The following is a 16723-nucleotide window of genomic DNA, read 5'->3' as shown; positions in this document are numbered from 1 at the left end:
TAAAACACAATACAGCCTGCTTTAGTACCTTCTACCTATTTTATCTCAAAAGCATAACTTCCGGCAGATAGTTCCTGTTTGTGGCTAACCACTTTTCTGTCTAAATACACCTTTTTACCCGATACCTCTGGAATATCCAGGCTTGCAGTAGAGTTCGCCGGGATTTTAACATCATATTTTAGGCCGTTTTTATTTCTTTTCCAGGAAGATAAAATTGTACCATAAAGACTTTCATGGCTTGCGGTAAAGTGTTCTAAACCTTCTACAAAATTAGGTTGAAGCAGAATATTTTTAAATCCAGGCTGTTTTTCATCTATTTTGATACCACCTAAGCCCTTAAAAAACCAGCCACCAATTTCGCCAAACATCATGTGGTTATCCGAAATATCTCTGGTTGCCTGCATATCCCAGTTTTCGTGAAGCGTAGTTGCTCCATTTACAATCCACCAACCCCAACCCGGGTAAGTATCTTGTGCGGCGAGCTTATAAGCCGTTTCTGCTTGTCCGTTATCACTTAAAGCATTCAAAACCGCTTTTGCGCCCAATACGCCAACATCTATATGCATACCATCTGCAGCAACACGCTTAGCTAAATTTTCTGCCAATTTTAAACGGTATTGGTCTTCAACAATATTCCATTGTAGTGCCATGCTTAATTCAGTTTGTACACCCGTGCCATAGCTTACTTTTTCTGCATCGAAGTATTTATAATTAATCGCCTTTTTAATTTTCTTTGCCAAAGCGCTATAAACCAAAAAATCATTTTGATTATTGAATAGTTTTGCGGTTTTGGCTAAAATATCTGCATCAACATAAAAATAAACCGAAGAAGTATATTCTAAATTTGAAGTGGATTTTACCGGAACCCAATCGCCTCTGCCAAAAGTAGTTAAACCATCTTTACTGATATTGTTTACATAATTAACGTACTGCTTTATGTTTTTGTAATTATCGGCTAATGCTTTTGTATCGCCATAAAACATGTAAATATTCCATGGGATGATGGCGATTGTGCTGGTCCAATCGGTACCGTTTGCCGTACCATAACCCCAGCCGCCTGTAGGAATAATATCTGGTAAAACGCCATTCGGTTGTTGCTCATCGCGATGGTCGCCCAACCACTTTTCATAAACGGTTAAGGCATCAAAATTGTACAATCCGGTTTCTATAGCAAAATGGCCATCGCCCGTCCAGCCGTTTTTTTCCCTTTGCGGACAATCAGTTGGGAAGCCAAATAAATTTGATAAATAAGAATTATTAGTTGCCCACCAGATTTTATCAATTAAAGGATTTGAAGAAGATATTTTGCCGGTTGCAGGTACATCGCTATGCATAAAATAAGCCACCAGGTTTTTCTCTTCAAGTTTAACAGGCTGGCTGGTTGTAACTTCTACATACTGAAATCCTTTATAATTAAACAAAGGCATAAATTCCTCTTCCCCATCACCATTTAAGATAAAAATATCCGTTTGAAATGGGTCGGTGTTGTTAGTTGGGCGATAATAAACATCAATATTTGATAAATCTGCACGGCCATTAGCATTCAATCGCTCTGCATGTTTTAACTTAATTATTGTTCCATTTTTGCCTGAAACTTTAATTTTACTCACGCCGGCAATGTTTCTGCCTAAATCATATAAATAAGTTGTATCATCAAATTTGCGAAGGCTTTTAACTTTTATCTCTTCAACATTGCGTATAGGATGCATGGTTTGCGAAACAATATTTTTTGAAGGCGCTGCCCTTAAGCTTATACCCCGCCATTTTGTATCATCAAATTCAACTTTATTCCAGCCATTTTGCTCCAGTCTCGCATCATAATGTTCTGCCGTGTAAATATTATTCGAGATGATTGGTCCAAAACTCGTTTTCCAATCGCTGCCTGATGTTATGGTTTCGGTCGTGCCATCAGTATAGGTAATTCTTAAATCCATGCAAAAGGCTGGTCTTGCTCTCCATGGCGCTTTATCGAAATTCCATACCGCCATAGCCTGATGATTATACCAACCATTACCCAAAACAACTCCAACTGCATTTTTACCTTTATTCAGGTTAGTGGTTACATCATAAGTAACGTACAAATTCCTTCTATCGAAACGGGTATACATCGGGTCTAAGCGGTGGTTGCCAACTTTTTCACCGTTCAAATAAAGTTCGTACAAACCTGAAGCGACAATATACGCCCTTGCTAATTTTATCTCCTTTTTGGGTTCAAAAGTTCTCCTAAAATATGGCGCCTGTCGAGTATTTATATCTCTTCCATCGCTAATCCATGTGCCTCGCCAGTTTTCGGAACCCATCATCCCGGTTTCAAAACTCGAAATCTTCGAAAGCACTAATTTATTATCCTTATCCAAAACTTCTACCCTCCAAAAGTATTTTGTAAAGGGCATTAAAGCGCTGCCTTTGTAGGTAATCAAACTATTTCCAGCATTTACTTTATCTGAAACCCACTGCACATTCATTTTACTTTTGAGCTGTAAAGAATCTGTACCTACAATAATTCGATAAGCACGTTGCACAGCACCTTTTCTATCATCTTCCATCATCCACGATAAGCGTGGATTAGGGTTATCAATTCCAATTGGATTTACTAAATGTTCGCATTTCAACTTCACAATCCCGGCTGCACTTACTGTCTGAATAAATAAAATCAACAATAAAAATATGGTGCTTATCTTGTTTAAATATAAGTTCATTGCGTTATTAAATATTGAAATATGATGATAGATTAAATTATAAATCGTTTTACTAATTTTACTGTAATATGCAATTTTTATTCCTTCGCATCCAAATATCAACTGTAACAATAATCTGTTTTAATCTCATTTTAAGATGATAAGGTTATTTTTGCAACATGTTCAAAATCGGGATATCAGAAGATGACGAGAAAATTTCAACACTCTTAAAATCGGCTTTAGAAGAAAATGGCTACCAAACTGCCAGTGTTTTAAGCGGAACAGATGCGCTTTCACTTTTCATCAACGATAAATTCGATTTATTTATTATTGATGTGATGATGCCGGGAATTAACGGTTTACAAGTTTGTAAATTACTTCGCGAGCGGCAAATAAAAACGCCTATTTTATTGCTAACAGCACTCGGAACAGTAGATGATAAAGTTATTGGTTTAGAAGCTGGCGCAGATGATTATTTGGTAAAACCATTTCATTTAAAAGAACTTTTGGCAAGGATTGCTGCACTTCTACGGCGCTCTTCCAATATAGATGTTGCTCAAAATAACTTGATCTGCTTTGATGATTTATGTTTAGATACAGCCAGTAAAGAAGTTACCCGAGCGGGCAAAAGCATTGAACTTAGTGCAAAAGAATTTATTTTACTTGAATTGTTTTTACGCAACCCAAACCGCCTTTTATCACGACAATTTATTGCGGAGCAAGCCTGGGATATTAATTTTGAAACCGGAACAAATGTAATAGATGTTTACATCAACTTTTTAAGAAGAAAAATTGAAAAGGGTTTTGATAGAAAGCTTATTCACACTAAAATAAATATGGGTTATATTTTAAAGTGATGAAGATAAAAGACCGTTTAGCACTTTATTTTACACTAATCAGTACATCTATACTTTTAGCGGTGCTGTTTACGGTATATTTTACTTTTATGAAATTTTTGCAAGCCGATTTTTTCGAAAGGCTTACAGACAGAACAATGGTAACGGCCAAACTTTACCTTGAAGCAGATGAAATTAGTCGCGATGCGCTCAACACCGTTCGCCATAAATATCTGCAAAAGTTAAACAGCGAGGTTATTAGAATTTACGACAAAGAAAACCGTGCAACTTTTATTGGCGATTCTGCACAATACTGGCCTAAATCTACAATAGAACTAGTTCGTAAGCGTAAACATTTAAAATATACCGATGGCGAAAGGCAGGTTGTAGGCATTTATTACAAAGATAATCAGGGAGATTTTGTTATTCTGGCTTCGGCAGAAGATTTAGGTTCTCATAACAGATTATCAAAACTTTGGCAAATTATGATTATCGTTTTTATCATGATTTTTGCTTTTGTTTTATTGCTGAGCAGATGGATTGCAGAAAAAATGCTGAAACCTTTAAATAAGTTTCTTGCTGATGTTAAGCAAATCGATGCAAAAAACATGGCCTTTCGAGTAGAGGAAAAAGCCAATAAAGATGAGATAAATCAGATTGCAAAAACTTTCAATAACCTTATGGAAGAGCTTGAGCGGGCTTTTATCCTTCAAAAAACATTTGTAGCCAATGCTTCGCATGAGTTAAGAACACCACTTACAAGAATGATAATGAACGCAGAACTTACCCTCTCTAAGCAAAGAGAAATGTCTGATTATCAAAACGCTATTAATTCAATGCTAGAAGAATCTGAAAAAATGGAACACATTATTACAGGTTTGCTGGCGCTGGCAAAAATGGATATGGAGCTCATCCATTCACAACGTGCTGAAATTATAATTGACGATTTGATAAGCTCAATAAAAACTGATTGGCAACATGAAAGAGGCTTAAATCTTAAAGTTATTGTAAACGATGAGGTTAAAAATTTGAAGATTTTAGCGAATAACACTTTGATTAGAATTGCTTTGGATAATATCATATCGAACGCATTTAAATTTTCTAAAAACGATAAAGTTATTTTTACTGCCGAAAGAGCAGAACAAGAATTACGCATTCATATTCAAGATAATGGCACAGGCATAAATCCAAAAGATGTAAATAATATCTTTAAACCTTTTTACAGTAAATCGAAAGAATTTGGTTTGCAAGGTGAAGGAATGGGACTTTACATTACCCAAAAGATAATTGAAATATTTAAAGGAACGATTGAATTAACGCCAGCCAATCCAAAAGGATGTGTTTTTACAATTAAACTTCCTCTAATTAATCCGCTTTTAATTTCAGTTTAATTCGCGTTTAATTTGCCTGCTTTAGTTTTGCCGCATGAGAAGAATTTCGGCAATACTCATTGTATTTTTTTGTTTCTGCTGTATAACTGCAAAAAGTCAAATCGACACCTTACGTTTAGATATTGCAAAAGCGCAATTGCTGTTTTTAAAAAATAATTTCGACTTGTTAGTTAGCAATTATCAAATAGACCAGGCAAAGGCAGAAATTATAACGGCAAAATTATTCGATAATCCACAATTGGAATATGAAAATCTATTCTACAATCATGAAACCAAAAAATTCCTGCAAACCTCGGCAGAGTTTGGTCAGTTTGCAGGGTCTATTTCTCAGCTATTTAAGTTAGCCGGTAAACGAAACAAAAGTATTAAGGTTGCAGAATTTGGCGTAAAACTAGCTGAAGCAGAATACTTTGACTTAATGCGAACATTAAAATTTGAGTTAAACAATAATTTTTATAAAATATATTACGCTACGCAAACCATCAAATTATTTGATGAGCAAATTGCATCGACCAATCAATTACTAAAAGCTTACGAATTGCAATATAATTCGGGCAATGTTGCACAAAAGGATTTAATCAGAATAAAATCACTACTAATTGGCTTGAAAGCCGAACGCGTAGAGGTTTTAAATGAATTAGAAGACAACTACAGAGATTTGAAACTGATTTGTGGCTTAAAGGCATCAACACAAATCATCCTGGTTATGGATGAAAACCAGAATCTACCTATAAACATTGAAAAATTCCCCATTTCTGCATTGTTGGATTCAGCCAGAGCAAACAGACCAGATTTAAAACTTGCAAAAACTGATTTGCAATTAAGCGAAGCTAATTTGAATTTGCAAAGAGCAATGGCCATACCTGATATCGAGCTTGCACTAAGCTATGACTATAAAGGCAATTATCCCGAGAAATATACCGGTATAGGATTAAAAATTCCAATTCCTCTTTTTAACAGAAACCAGGGAGAAATTAAAAAAGCAAAACTTTCTATTGATGCATCGAACTTAAAAATTAACAAACAACAGTATTTGCTAGAGAATGAGGTAATGAATAGTTATAAAACTGCATTAAGAAATGATAAGCTGCTTACTGAAATCGATGTCGATTTCAACTCAGATTTTAATAAACTGATAACTGCTTTAATTAAAAATTTTAAAGAACGAAACATCAGTTTAATTGAGTTTTTGGATTTATACGATTCATACAAACAAACAACACTTCAACTTAATAAACTTCATTACGAGCAAATGAGTTCGAGGGCGGAGCTAAATTATGTAACGGGTTCAAACATTTTTAAATAATTTAACATGAAAATCATCCATAAAACCATTTCTTACGCCAGCTTATTATCAGTAATTGGCTTTAGTTTTTCATGCAGCGAAAAGAAAACCGAAGTTGTTAAAGAGAGATTCGCTATTACTGATTCTTTAATAAACCGATTACTTATTGATACCGTTCAACAAGCCAATAACAAAACAAACATTAGGTTTTCGGCTAAAATTACCGCTAACGAAGAACGTAAATCTGAACTGTTTCCAATGGTAAGCGGAACGGTAAATCACGTTAATATACGTTTAGGCGATCAGGTTAAAAACGGCCAAATATTAGCAACTGTAAAAAGCGCAGAAATGGCTGGTTTTGATAAAGAATATATTTCGGCAAATGCCGAAGTAAAAAATGCCGAGCGAACTTTACAACAAGCGGAGCAGTTGTTTCAAAGCGGCTTATCATCTGCTAAAGAATTTGAAGAAGCAAAAAACGACTTGCAGATTAAGAAAGCAGAAGTAAAGAGAGCAGGTTCAGTATTACGTTTAAACGGTGGCAATAGTGCCGGATTGTATGCCATAAAATCGCCCATTAGCGGTTTCGTAATCGAAAAACAGGTTACCAACAATATGCAGCTTCGTAGCGATAATGATAAAAGCCTTTTCACCATTGCCGATTTATCAAATGTGTGGGCCATGATCAACGTTTACGAATCAGATATTTCGAGATTAAAAACCGGAGATGATGTTAAGCTTTCAACGCTTTCCTATCCCGAAAAAACATTTAATGGCAAAATTGACAAGATTTACAACTTAGTAAACGAAGATAGCAAGGTATTAAATGCAAGAGTTGTAATTGCTAACCCCGGTTATTTATTAAAACCCGGCATGTTAGGCACAGTGAGTGTAACGGCAAGTTCGGGCATAGATTTACCTGTTCTAAACTCAAGGGCAGTAATTTTTGACGATAATAAGAACTATGTTTTAGTTGTAGATAAAAATAAAAAAATCTCCATTCGTGCAATAGAAATCGGGCGTAAAACGGCAGACAAAATATATGTAAGCAAAGGCTTAAACCCTGGTGAGCGTGTTATTGCCTCAAAACAGGTTTTCTTGTTCGAAACGCTCAAAGCTCAATAATATCTTATCCATTAGATTTCTAAATAATGAATAAATTCATTAAAAATATCATCAGCTTTGCGCTGAAAAACAAATATTTTATATTTTTTGCAACATTTATATTAATATCAGCAGGTTATCTTTCGTTTAAAAACACAACTATCGATGCCTTTCCTGATGTTACGAATACCAATATTACGATTATAACTCAATGGCCTGGAAGAAGTGCTGAAGAAGTTGAAAAATTTGTAAGTCGACCGTTGGAAATTGCAATGAATCCAACAGAAAAAAGAACAAGCATTCGCTCCTCTTCCCTATTTGGTTTATCGATTGTAAAAGTAAGTTTTGAAGATGATGTTGACTATGCCGAAGCCCGTGTTCAGGTTAATAACCACTTAGATGAAGCTGATTTACCTGATGGTATAAGTCCGGAAGTGCAACCCCCTTACGGACCTACAGGAGAAATTTTTAGATACACCTTAACCAGCGATGTTAAAACTGTTAGGGAATTAAAAACGCTGCAGGATTGGGTTATTCAAAGAGAACTTTTATCCGTTTCGGGCATTGCTGATGTAGTTAGTTTTGGTGGTGAAGTGAAAACTTATCAAATTACGGTAGACCCGCAAAAGGCCATTCAGTACGGCGTTAGTGCAACCGAACTTTTCGAAGCCGTTTCTAAAAGCAATATAAATGTTGGCGGGGATGTTATTGTACAAAGCGGACAAGCTTACGTTATTCGCGGTATTGGCGTATTAAATAATATTGATGAAATACGTAATGTAGTTGTAGATAATGCAAATGGTACTCCGGTTTATGTAAAAACCATTGCCGATGTTACCGAATCTGCGCTTCCGAGGCTTGGCCAGGTTGGCAGAGATTATGACCCAGATGTAATTGAAGGCATTGTAGTGATGCGAAAAGGCGGCAATCCGAGTGATGTAATTGCTCGTTTGAAGAACAAAATCAGTGACATAAATAATAATATCCTGCCGGATGATGTAAAAATTAAAGCCTTTTATGATCGTGAAGATTTAGTAAATTATTCTGTGCATACCGTTATGGGCAATATGCTCGAAGGTATCATATTCGTAACCCTAATCGTATTTCTTTTTATGGCCGATTGGCGAACCACGCTAATCGTTTCGATAATTATTCCGCTTGCTCTACTTTTTGCGTTCATCTGTCTTAAATTAAAAGGTATGCCTGCCAATCTTCTATCAATGGGTGCCATTGATTTTGGAATTATTATAGATGGTGCGGTTGTAATGGTTGAAGGTATTTTTGTGGCGCTCGATGCCCGGGCACACAGATACGGAATGGATCGCTTTAATAAAATGAGCAAACTTGGTGCAATAAAAAAAGCTTGCCTTGAAAATGGTAAGGGAATTTTATTTGCAAAACTTATCATTATTACTGGCTTGATGCCAATTTTCACCTTCGAGAAAGTTGAAGGTAAAATGTTTTCTCCATTAGCCTGGACCCTAAGTTTTGCACTTTTAGGCGCCTTAATATTAACCTTTACTTTGGTGCCTGCCTTAGCAAGTGTTCTGCTTAAAAAGAATGTTAAAGAAAAGCATAATATATTTTTAGAATGGATGACAAAAGCAACACTCCGGTTTTTTGATATCTGTTTCAAAAAGAAAAGACTTGTATTTTCAGTTTCGATGATTGTTTTGCTGCTTGGTGCTTACAGTTTTAAGCTTTTAGGAACAGAATTTTTGCCAAGTTTGGATGAAGGTTCCATTTACGTTCGTGCTACAGGCCCGCTTAGTATTTCGTTAAATGAAACAAAGAAACTTTCTAACGATATGCGGAAGATTTTTTTAAGCTTCGATGAGGTTAAACAAGTAATGTCGCAAACAGGCCGGCCAAATGATGGAACAGACGCTACAGGCTTTTATAACATGGAATTTCATGTAGATATTTATCCAAAAAAAGAATGGAAGCGAAAGCAAACTAAAGAGCAGCTTATAGATAGAATGCAGCAAAAACTGAAGAGTTTTCCGGGCATAAGTCTAAATTTTTCACAACCTATATCTGATAATGTTGAGGAAGCAGTTTCTGGTGTTAAAGGTTCTATTGTAGTGAAAATGTTTGGCGAAAATTTTGAATATATCGAACAGCAGGAAGAAAAAATTGAAGAAATTTTAAAAACTGTTGATGGAATTGAAGACTTAGGAATATTAAGAAATCTTGGTCAACCGGAACTACAAATAAATCTCGATCAGAAAAAAATGGCACTTTATGGAGTAAGTACAGCTGATGCCAATTCAGTTATTGAAATGGCCATTGGAGGAAAGGCTGCAACACAGATTTTTGAAGGCGAAAGAAAATTCGATTTAATAATTCGATACCCGGAAGATTTTAGAAATGATGAAACTTCTATTAGCAGATTAAGAATTCCAACTTTAAACGGTTCAAATGTTGAATTGGGAGAAATATCCAGCATAAAAAAAATTACAGGCCCGAGTATAATTTACCGCGATAAGCATAAGCGTTACGGTGCCATTAAATTTTCGATTAGAGGCAGAGATATGGGCAGCGTTATTGATGAAGCTCAGCAAAAAGTTAATGCAGAAATCAAACTTCCAAAGGAATATAAGTTAGAATGGGCTGGTGACTTCGAAAATCAACAAAGGGCAATTGCCAGATTATCGCAGGCTGTTCCGGTAAGTTTGCTGCTTATATTTTTTATTTTATTTGTACTATTTGGTAATATAAAAGATTCGCTTTTGGTTTTAAATAACGTTCCATTTGCGATGATTGGTGGCATTTTGGCACTATTAGCTACAGGTGTAAACTTTAATATTTCTGCAGGGATTGGATTTATAGCACTATTTGGAATCTGTGTACAAAATGGTGTTATTTTAATTACCCGCTTTAAAACCAATATCATCGAACTAAAATATAATCAAAAATGGACTTTTAAAGATGCCATTAGAGATGGGATAGCAAGCAGGTTCAGACCTGTTTTAATGACAGCACTTATGGCTGCTATTGGTTTAATGCCTGCTGCACTATCAACAGGAATTGGTTCTGAAGCATCTAAACCATTGGCTATTGTAGTAATAGGAGGCTTAATCACCAACACCTTATTCAATCTATTTGTATATCCAATTGTATTTTATTGGTCATACAAAAAGAACCTGGTTAAAGGTAATATAGTCTGAAAATAAAAAAACCTACAAAACCTTGGATGGGAACAAGGTTTTGTAGGTTAATTAAAGGAATATTAATTTTAGACTTTTTTAATTGGTTCAGTAGCCGGAATGTCTTTGCCATCCTGCCCGTCTTTAAATTCCTTTATGCCTTTGCCTAATCCTTTCATAAGCTCGGGTATTTTTTTACCACCGAATAAAAGAAGTACGACTACCAATAAAATTATGATTTCTGGTCCGCCTAGTAAGGCAGCGATTGTAACATTACTCATTCCGTTTGTATTAAAGTTTAAGATATAACAGTAGATACGTGAATAGTGTTACACTGGTTTTTTGAAAAGCTATAATAATAAAATTATTATCTAAATTTTATGGCGATTATTTTTTCAATTCAGATTCAACATTTTTTATCAAACTGGCTTTTCCATTTTGATAAGTATGTGGTTTTGAAAAATCCTCTATAATATTTTTTAGCTTCTCATCGTGTTCTTCGCCAGCAATTTTTTTAAACTCATTAACCACTTTGTACGAATTCATATCGCCAAAGCCTCTTAATTGTTTTACTTTTTGCAGGAAAGATGTTAATTCAGATATTCGCTTTTCCATTTAATAACCAAAAATAATAAAAACGACTTATTAATTATACACTATTGATTCGTTTTTTAAAAAAAATACTAACATTTAATTTTAAATTAACATTTTCGCTATCAAAAATTAATGTTAGAAATCGAAAAAATTATTCTTCAAAACTGAATGATAATTTTTTTGGAGCAGAAACACCGCTTATGTTGCTGCCATTGTAGCTCACATAATATTTATTGCCGGGTTTTAAATCGTAAGCTTTCAATAAATCCACTTTGGCAGAGATACTATCTTTTGCTTTTACAGATAAATAACTATCTGCCGGAGGTGGCATTATCCTTTTTGCCATTGCACCTATATACGCTACTTCGTTACCATTAGAGTCGGTAATATCTAAATATTTACTAATAAATGGCTCAAATGCCGTATGCCATTTACAAAAAGATTTAGTCGAATCGGCACTATTAATAACCGTAAATTTTAATAAAACCGGCGAGCCTTTTTTTGCAGTTTCATTAATATACATTTTAGCAAACAATGAATCAGACTGTATTGAATCTGAAGACACTTTGCTTGTAGTATCAGCTACCACATTTTTGTTGTTATTTGTTTGATTTTGGCTACAAGCCCCAAATAATACTGCTATCGCAGGTATAATTAATTTTAAATTTTTCATAAGCTGTAGAATCACTAAACAAAAACTTATCCAAACTGGTAGCTCAATAAAAATTTGAGCAAAAAAAAAGCAGACCTTGATAGCCTGCTTTTAACTTTCTGAGAATTTTTTAAACCAGTTTTACTTTTACTGCATTTAGGCCTTTTTTACCCTCCTGCACTTCATATTCAACTTTATCATTCTCACTAATTTTATCTATAAGTCCACTTACGTGAACGAAAATTTCTGAACCACTATCTTCTTTGATAAAGCCAAAGCCTTTTTCCTCATTAAAAAATTTTACTGTACCGTTTTTCATTTTAGATTTTGTTTATTAATTATTTCATAAAAATATGTTTTAAAATCAAAAAAACAAACCTAAAAGCTGTTCATTAACTAAATAACATTTTTTTTTATTTCAATTCTGTTCTTTGAGCCATTTAGAATGTTTGAGTATGTTAAATATCATCATCTAAAGATTTTTCGTATTCCTCTAACATCACCTCCAAATTGCTTTTCTTCAAAAAAATTGCACCAAATTCAACTGGCTCTTCAGTAATTTCAGTTAAAACAGTAAGGGTTTCAACATTCAAATCTACAAGCTTTGAAATTTCATTAAATTTTTGTGGTGCAAGTTTAAAAATCATCCAATTTTTATTTTCCATATACTAATTAACTGAGTTAGAAACAAAAACGCAAGCAAAAACCCTTAAAAGTTGTATGATTAGTAATATTTTTTTCCACAATTGCGTAATTTTGCGACAACTGTAACATTCTTATTTCAGTTTAGATGTGTTTTAGCACAGAAGGTTGTACGCTGTTAATTTTTGAAAAACGCATTGAGTTGTCCCAAACTCTTTAAATGATTAAAGTCTGAATCCTTTAACGGCTTGCTTATAAAATCCAATACATTGTCGTATTTCTTGGCTTTTAGCCTATCGCCTTCATTTACTGATGATGTTACCATTACCACAGCTACATTTTCTTTAAAATCTGAATTTTGTATTTCATCCAACAAGTCCCAACCACTTATCAGCGGCATATTAATATCCAGCAACAATAAAAATTTAGTTGCCTGATGTTCATCCTTTTCCATAAAAAGAATAGCTTCACCTGCGTCGTCAAAAAACTCCAGACAACAGTTTAGTTGTTGTGTTTCCAGAACCGCCTCATGTATTAATAAAATTAGCGGATCATCATCAATCACTAAAATTTTCCTATTCATAATGTTCGCTTTCTGCTTTATCTGATTTGGCACTAATTTCTTTGATGATGCTATCGAGTTCATTTGCAGATTGCTTAATGTGCTCAACAATTTCATCAAGCGTAAATTTGGTTTGTTGCTTACCCATATCAATTAGCTGCACCAATGCCATAATTCTAGCCAATGGCGCTCTAACATTGTGAGATTGAATCCAGGCAATCTCTTTTAGCTGGGCATTTTTTTGTTCGATAGAACTAATGTGCTTTAATTGGTCTGTAATGTTTGTGGCAACTACCAATTTAGCCTTTCTGCCTTTGTATTCCATCAAATTGCTTTTAACATCCACATCGAGGATGTCGCCGCTTTTGGTTTTATGCTTAAAAATCCCCTGGTGGAAAAGGCTTTTATTATATTTTGTGAAACTAAGCGTATCTTCAAGATAAAGCAATTCAGAATCTGGCCTGATATCCCGAAGGTTCATAGATAAAAATTCATCACGGCTATAACCGTAATTATTTTCTGCAGCAAGATTTACATCTAAAAACATTAATGTTTCATAATCGTAAACCCACATTGGTAATGGAGAAAAATGGAAGAGCTCGCTGTAGCGCTTTTCTGATTCGGCAACCTCACGCTGAATTTTCTGATTAAGCAATTCTGCATTTTTACGGTCGTTAATATCCTGCACACTACCAAAAATCCTAATGCACTTATCGTTAACAATTTCGGCCTGACCAATTGTTCTAACCCATTTATAATTTCCTTTAAAGGTTTCAATTTCTACTTCTTCATCCCATGGCTGGCCAAATTCAATACATTCCTGAAATTTCCGTTCGATAAGTGTTCTATCATGGCCGGCTTTGAAATGATCTGTATTGTTTATAATATCTGGCTGAAAATATGATGGAGCTTCATGAATTTCTCTTGTTACATCTGACCAAAAAACCCAATTGTTTATAATATCTACTTCCCAGCTACCCACTCTGGCCAAGCTATTGGTTTTTAATAAAAGCTCTTCTAAAACTTTTTTCTCGGTTATATCTTTAGCCACAGCAAAAATAGAACCCTCGTTTGAAACGGCATTGGCAGTCCACGAAAGCCATTTTGTTTGACCTGATTTAGTTATAAACCTATTTTCGAAATTATTGGAATCGCCGCCAACGGTAAGATTTTTTATAATTCTAAGGGTTTGTTTTCTATCATCTGGATGAACAAAAAACCGGGAAGGATATTTTAAAAGTTCAGCTTCGTTGTAGCCAAGCAATTCTCCCGCAGCTGGATTTATTTTAGTGAAATAACCATTTTTATTAATGATGGCTAATATATCAGGGGCAAACGTAAATATATCTGTAAGTTCCTGTTCTAATTGCTTCCTGCTTACCTCGGTGGCAAGCTGTTCTGCAAAATCATTTGATAATACCGCCATGCCCTCTAAACGGTGCTGCTCTCGTCCGGCTAAAATAAGCACCCCAATTAATACACCATTATCAACCATGGGTAAGCCAAATGCCTTTTTTAAGCCAGCCTTTTTTGCTGCAGATAAACGAGCGATATGGCCGGATTCACTATCCAACCTCCATGAAACCAGCTCCCCATTATTCCAAACTCTTCCCGCTAAGCCCTCGCCTTTTGCTGCCTTTCGATGACTTCTGGTACTGTCGTAAAATTCTGCAATTTGTTCATCAGATATGATATATGAATACAACGCTAATTCGTTATGCTCATTATCAGGTAACCAAACCTCTGCAATGCAAAAATTACCGCATTTACTGATGGCCGAAAGCACCTTATACATTATGGTTTTTAAATCAGAATGCTGATTGAACAACAAACCAATTTCGGAGAGAAGATTATTCCTAACAGCTTCTATTTTTGTACTCGTAACATCTCTCTGTATAGATATCCATCGGTTGTACCTACCCCTTTCATCTGCAATTGGCGTTACCGAGAAATTTGTCCAGAACTCATCACCATTTTTTTTATAGTTGATGAGCGTAGCCTCAACTGGCCGGCCTTCTAATAACTCAGAAGTTATCCTTAACACCTCTTCGTGGTCGGTACGTGGTCCTTCTAAAATTCTGGGCGAACCTTTTAAAACATCTTCAAGGGTGTAACCTGTCATTTCAGTAAATGCATCATTAACGTAAATAACGCCGTTGCTTGGATTTTCTTCTTCATTGTAACGGGTTATAACAACCGAATCAGTTGTATTTAACACTACTGATTCTAATAATTCTAATTGCTGTTCTTCCGCTTTGCGTTTTGAAATATCCTGAATGGCGCCAACTACTCTTATTGCTTTACCGTCTGTATTAAATATAACGAAGCCATTATCTATAACGGTTGCGTATGAGCCATCGTTTCGCATCATTCGATACTCATCTTTCCAATGGTGGCTACCTTTTGCTATAACATCATCCAATCCTTTTACCACTCTATGGTAATCTTCTGGATGGATTTTTACGGCCCAAATGTCAATATAGCTTTTAAGTTCGGCCTCGCTATAACCAAAAAGCGTTGAAAATCCTTCTCCCCAATAAAGAGAATTTGTTGCAATATCCCAATCCCAAATTGCTTCTGCAGTGGCTTTAGTTACATATTTGTAGCGTTCATTTGCCAGCAATATTTCGTTTTGATAATTTATCCTTTCGGTTACATCTCTGGAGTTTGCAACAATACCTAAAACACTTGGCTCGTTTATTAAATTGGTTAATACAGTTTCAATCCATCTGTAATTTCCTTTGCCATCAATAAACCTGAAAGGTGCTAATGTTATTGTATCGCCAGGCTTAAGGTTCAACAAAATAGATTCAACGGTTGATAAATCATCCTGGTGTACAAATTCTAAAGCATTTTTTCCTATAAAAAAATCTGAACCTAAACCTAAGATGCTTTCAGAAGTTGGACTAACATAAACGTAATTGCCAATATTATCAATTACAGCAATCATATCCATTCCTTCCTGAACCAGGTATTTAAAAGTTTGCTCGTCGATACTTCCAGATAAATCTATCTTGTCCTTTTCTGGAGAACTTACCCAAAGCTTTAGTAAAACGATGCACTCATTTTCAGATAAATGCGGTTTACAAAACTCGAAGTTCCAATTGCTTTTCCTCTCTTCTGAATAAAACTGTAAGCTAATGGCAGATTCTGAAGATACAGCATCAATAAGTTTGCGATTAAGCGTAGCTAACTGATTGGCTCCTAAATTATAGTGGGAAGTTATATTTTCAAATGGTTTGTCAATTACTTCGTTTCTGTTCAGGTTAAAGAAATTGAGAAAGCTTAAGGATGCATCTATAACAGTAACGCTATTTTCTGATATTTTCAAAATTAGCGAAGGCTCTGTTAATAAATTAAAAATAGCTGAATAAATAGTATCCGGCATTATGTTTTTCAAGATTGTAGGAATGATTAGTTAATATAGCAATTATCTGGCTTTTTTGCAACAATAGATGCTATAAGGCTCGAAAAGTATTCAATATTTACTTGTTATGCAAATCTTGAATCATCATATATATGCATTAAGATAGGCTAAATGCAGATTAGGATTAATTGTGGTATCAATAATTTGATTATACCATCGAATTTAAAAACTCAACTATTTAAAAATCAAAATATTGCAAAAAGAAAGTTATGCTATTCAAATTGTGAACAGAATATTTTTTTTTATATTTTTTTATATTCAATGTATTCATTCTTTAAGCTTTCAGGTTAAACTATTTGAGCTTAATAAAATCGTGGTTGCGAATAAAAGTTCCTTTTATGGCGCTTAGCCTTGCAAAGTGTTTTCCATTTAAATTTGATATATAGTTTGATAAGCAAATTTC

Annotated in this window: 13 protein-coding genes; 5 read left to right on the top strand and 8 right to left on the bottom strand. The window is 34.7% G+C overall.

What is annotated here, in order from left to right; genetic code table 11:
- Positions 1 to 35: 35 nt before the first annotated feature.
- Positions 36 to 2699 (bottom strand): alpha-L-rhamnosidase, encoded by a 2664-nt coding sequence (locus LUA86_RS13575; protein WP_231463604.1) that lies wholly within the window; start codon positions 2697 to 2699, stop codon positions 36 to 38.
- A 158-nt stretch (positions 2700 to 2857) separates the two neighbouring features.
- On the opposite strand from LUA86_RS13575, the gene LUA86_RS13570 reads away from it, so the two are divergent.
- Genes LUA86_RS13570 through LUA86_RS13550 form a run of 5 tightly spaced genes read left to right on the top strand, consistent with a single transcriptional unit; the run spans position 2858 to position 10464 of the window.
- Positions 2858 to 3535 (top strand): response regulator transcription factor, encoded by a 678-nt coding sequence (locus LUA86_RS13570; RefSeq protein WP_231463601.1) that lies wholly within the window; start codon positions 2858 to 2860, stop codon positions 3533 to 3535.
- A complete protein-coding gene (locus LUA86_RS13565; protein WP_231463600.1) occupies positions 3535 to 4905 on the top strand; it encodes an ATP-binding protein in 1371 nt (456 codons plus the stop codon). Before LUA86_RS13570 ends, LUA86_RS13565 begins: the two co-directional genes overlap by 1 nt.
- Before the next feature lie 34 nt (positions 4906 to 4939).
- The gene (locus LUA86_RS13560) at positions 4940 to 6211 is read left to right on the top strand and encodes a TolC family protein (protein ID WP_231463598.1); all 1272 of its coding nucleotides are present in this window, start codon (positions 4940 to 4942) and stop codon (positions 6209 to 6211) included.
- Positions 6212 to 6217: 6 nt separating this feature from the next.
- Positions 6218 to 7315 carry an efflux RND transporter periplasmic adaptor subunit gene (locus tag LUA86_RS13555; RefSeq protein ID WP_231463596.1) on the top strand — a complete coding sequence of 366 codons (1098 nt, stop codon included), beginning with the start codon at positions 6218 to 6220 and terminating at the stop codon, positions 7313 to 7315.
- 26 nt (positions 7316 to 7341) lie between these two features.
- Positions 7342 to 10464, top strand: coding sequence for an efflux RND transporter permease subunit (locus tag LUA86_RS13550; RefSeq protein WP_231463594.1), 3123 nt, complete (start codon positions 7342 to 7344; stop codon positions 10462 to 10464).
- 68 nt (positions 10465 to 10532) lie between these two features.
- Here LUA86_RS13550 and tatA read toward each other — a convergent pair whose 3' ends face one another.
- The 7 genes from tatA to LUA86_RS13515 form a co-directional block, all read right to left on the bottom strand.
- Entirely contained in the window at positions 10533 to 10724 is a 192-nt protein-coding gene (tatA, locus tag LUA86_RS13545) for a twin-arginine translocase TatA/TatE family subunit (RefSeq protein ID WP_231463593.1), read from the bottom strand.
- Between the two features lie 106 nt (positions 10725 to 10830).
- On the bottom strand, positions 10831 to 11058 hold the full coding sequence (locus LUA86_RS13540) for a hypothetical protein (protein ID WP_231463591.1): 228 nt from the start codon (positions 11056 to 11058) through the stop codon (positions 10831 to 10833).
- Between the two features lie 130 nt (positions 11059 to 11188).
- On the bottom strand, positions 11189 to 11710 hold the full coding sequence (locus tag LUA86_RS13535) for a protease (RefSeq protein ID WP_231463589.1): 522 nt from the start codon (positions 11708 to 11710) through the stop codon (positions 11189 to 11191).
- A 109-nt stretch (positions 11711 to 11819) separates the two neighbouring features.
- On the bottom strand, positions 11820 to 12008 hold the full coding sequence (locus LUA86_RS13530; protein WP_231463587.1) for a cold-shock protein: 189 nt from the start codon (positions 12006 to 12008) through the stop codon (positions 11820 to 11822).
- A 139-nt stretch (positions 12009 to 12147) separates the two neighbouring features.
- Entirely contained in the window at positions 12148 to 12354 is a 207-nt protein-coding gene (locus LUA86_RS13525) for a hypothetical protein (protein WP_231463585.1), read from the bottom strand.
- 155 nt (positions 12355 to 12509) lie between these two features.
- The gene (locus tag LUA86_RS13520) at positions 12510 to 12914 is read right to left on the bottom strand and encodes a response regulator (protein ID WP_231463583.1); all 405 of its coding nucleotides are present in this window, start codon (positions 12912 to 12914) and stop codon (positions 12510 to 12512) included.
- On the bottom strand, positions 12907 to 16281 hold the full coding sequence (locus LUA86_RS13515) for a PAS domain S-box protein (protein ID WP_231463581.1): 3375 nt from the start codon (positions 16279 to 16281) through the stop codon (positions 12907 to 12909). Before LUA86_RS13515 ends, LUA86_RS13520 begins: the two co-directional genes overlap by 8 nt.
- Positions 16282 to 16723: the final 442 nt, after the last annotated feature.

The sequence above is a fragment of the Pedobacter sp. Leaf132 genome (assembly GCF_920984695.1).
Taxonomy (GTDB): domain Bacteria; phylum Bacteroidota; class Bacteroidia; order Sphingobacteriales; family Sphingobacteriaceae; genus Pedobacter.
This window is presented reverse-complemented; position numbering and strand designations above follow the sequence as displayed.

Coding starts and splice junctions, on each gene's coding strand:
- LUA86_RS13575 (WP_231463604.1), bottom strand. CDS start 2,699: ATGAACTTATATTTAAACAAGATAAGCACCATATTTTTATTGTTGATT.
- LUA86_RS13570 (WP_231463601.1), top strand. CDS start 2,858: ATGTTCAAAATCGGGATATCAGAAGATGACGAGAAAATTTCAACACTC.
- LUA86_RS13565 (WP_231463600.1), top strand. CDS start 3,535: ATGAAGATAAAAGACCGTTTAGCACTTTATTTTACACTAATCAGTACA.
- LUA86_RS13560 (WP_231463598.1), top strand. CDS start 4,940: ATGAGAAGAATTTCGGCAATACTCATTGTATTTTTTTGTTTCTGCTGT.
- LUA86_RS13555 (WP_231463596.1), top strand. CDS start 6,218: ATGAAAATCATCCATAAAACCATTTCTTACGCCAGCTTATTATCAGTA.
- LUA86_RS13550 (WP_231463594.1), top strand. CDS start 7,342: ATGAATAAATTCATTAAAAATATCATCAGCTTTGCGCTGAAAAACAAA.
- tatA (WP_231463593.1), bottom strand. CDS start 10,724: ATGAGTAATGTTACAATCGCTGCCTTACTAGGCGGACCAGAAATCATA.
- LUA86_RS13540 (WP_231463591.1), bottom strand. CDS start 11,058: ATGGAAAAGCGAATATCTGAATTAACATCTTTCCTGCAAAAAGTAAAA.
- LUA86_RS13535 (WP_231463589.1), bottom strand. CDS start 11,710: ATGAAAAATTTAAAATTAATTATACCTGCGATAGCAGTATTATTTGGG.
- LUA86_RS13530 (WP_231463587.1), bottom strand. CDS start 12,008: ATGAAAAACGGTACAGTAAAATTTTTTAATGAGGAAAAAGGCTTTGGC.
- LUA86_RS13525 (WP_231463585.1), bottom strand. CDS start 12,354: ATGGAAAATAAAAATTGGATGATTTTTAAACTTGCACCACAAAAATTT.
- LUA86_RS13520 (WP_231463583.1), bottom strand. CDS start 12,914: ATGAATAGGAAAATTTTAGTGATTGATGATGATCCGCTAATTTTATTA.
- LUA86_RS13515 (WP_231463581.1), bottom strand. CDS start 16,281: ATGCCGGATACTATTTATTCAGCTATTTTTAATTTATTAACAGAGCCT.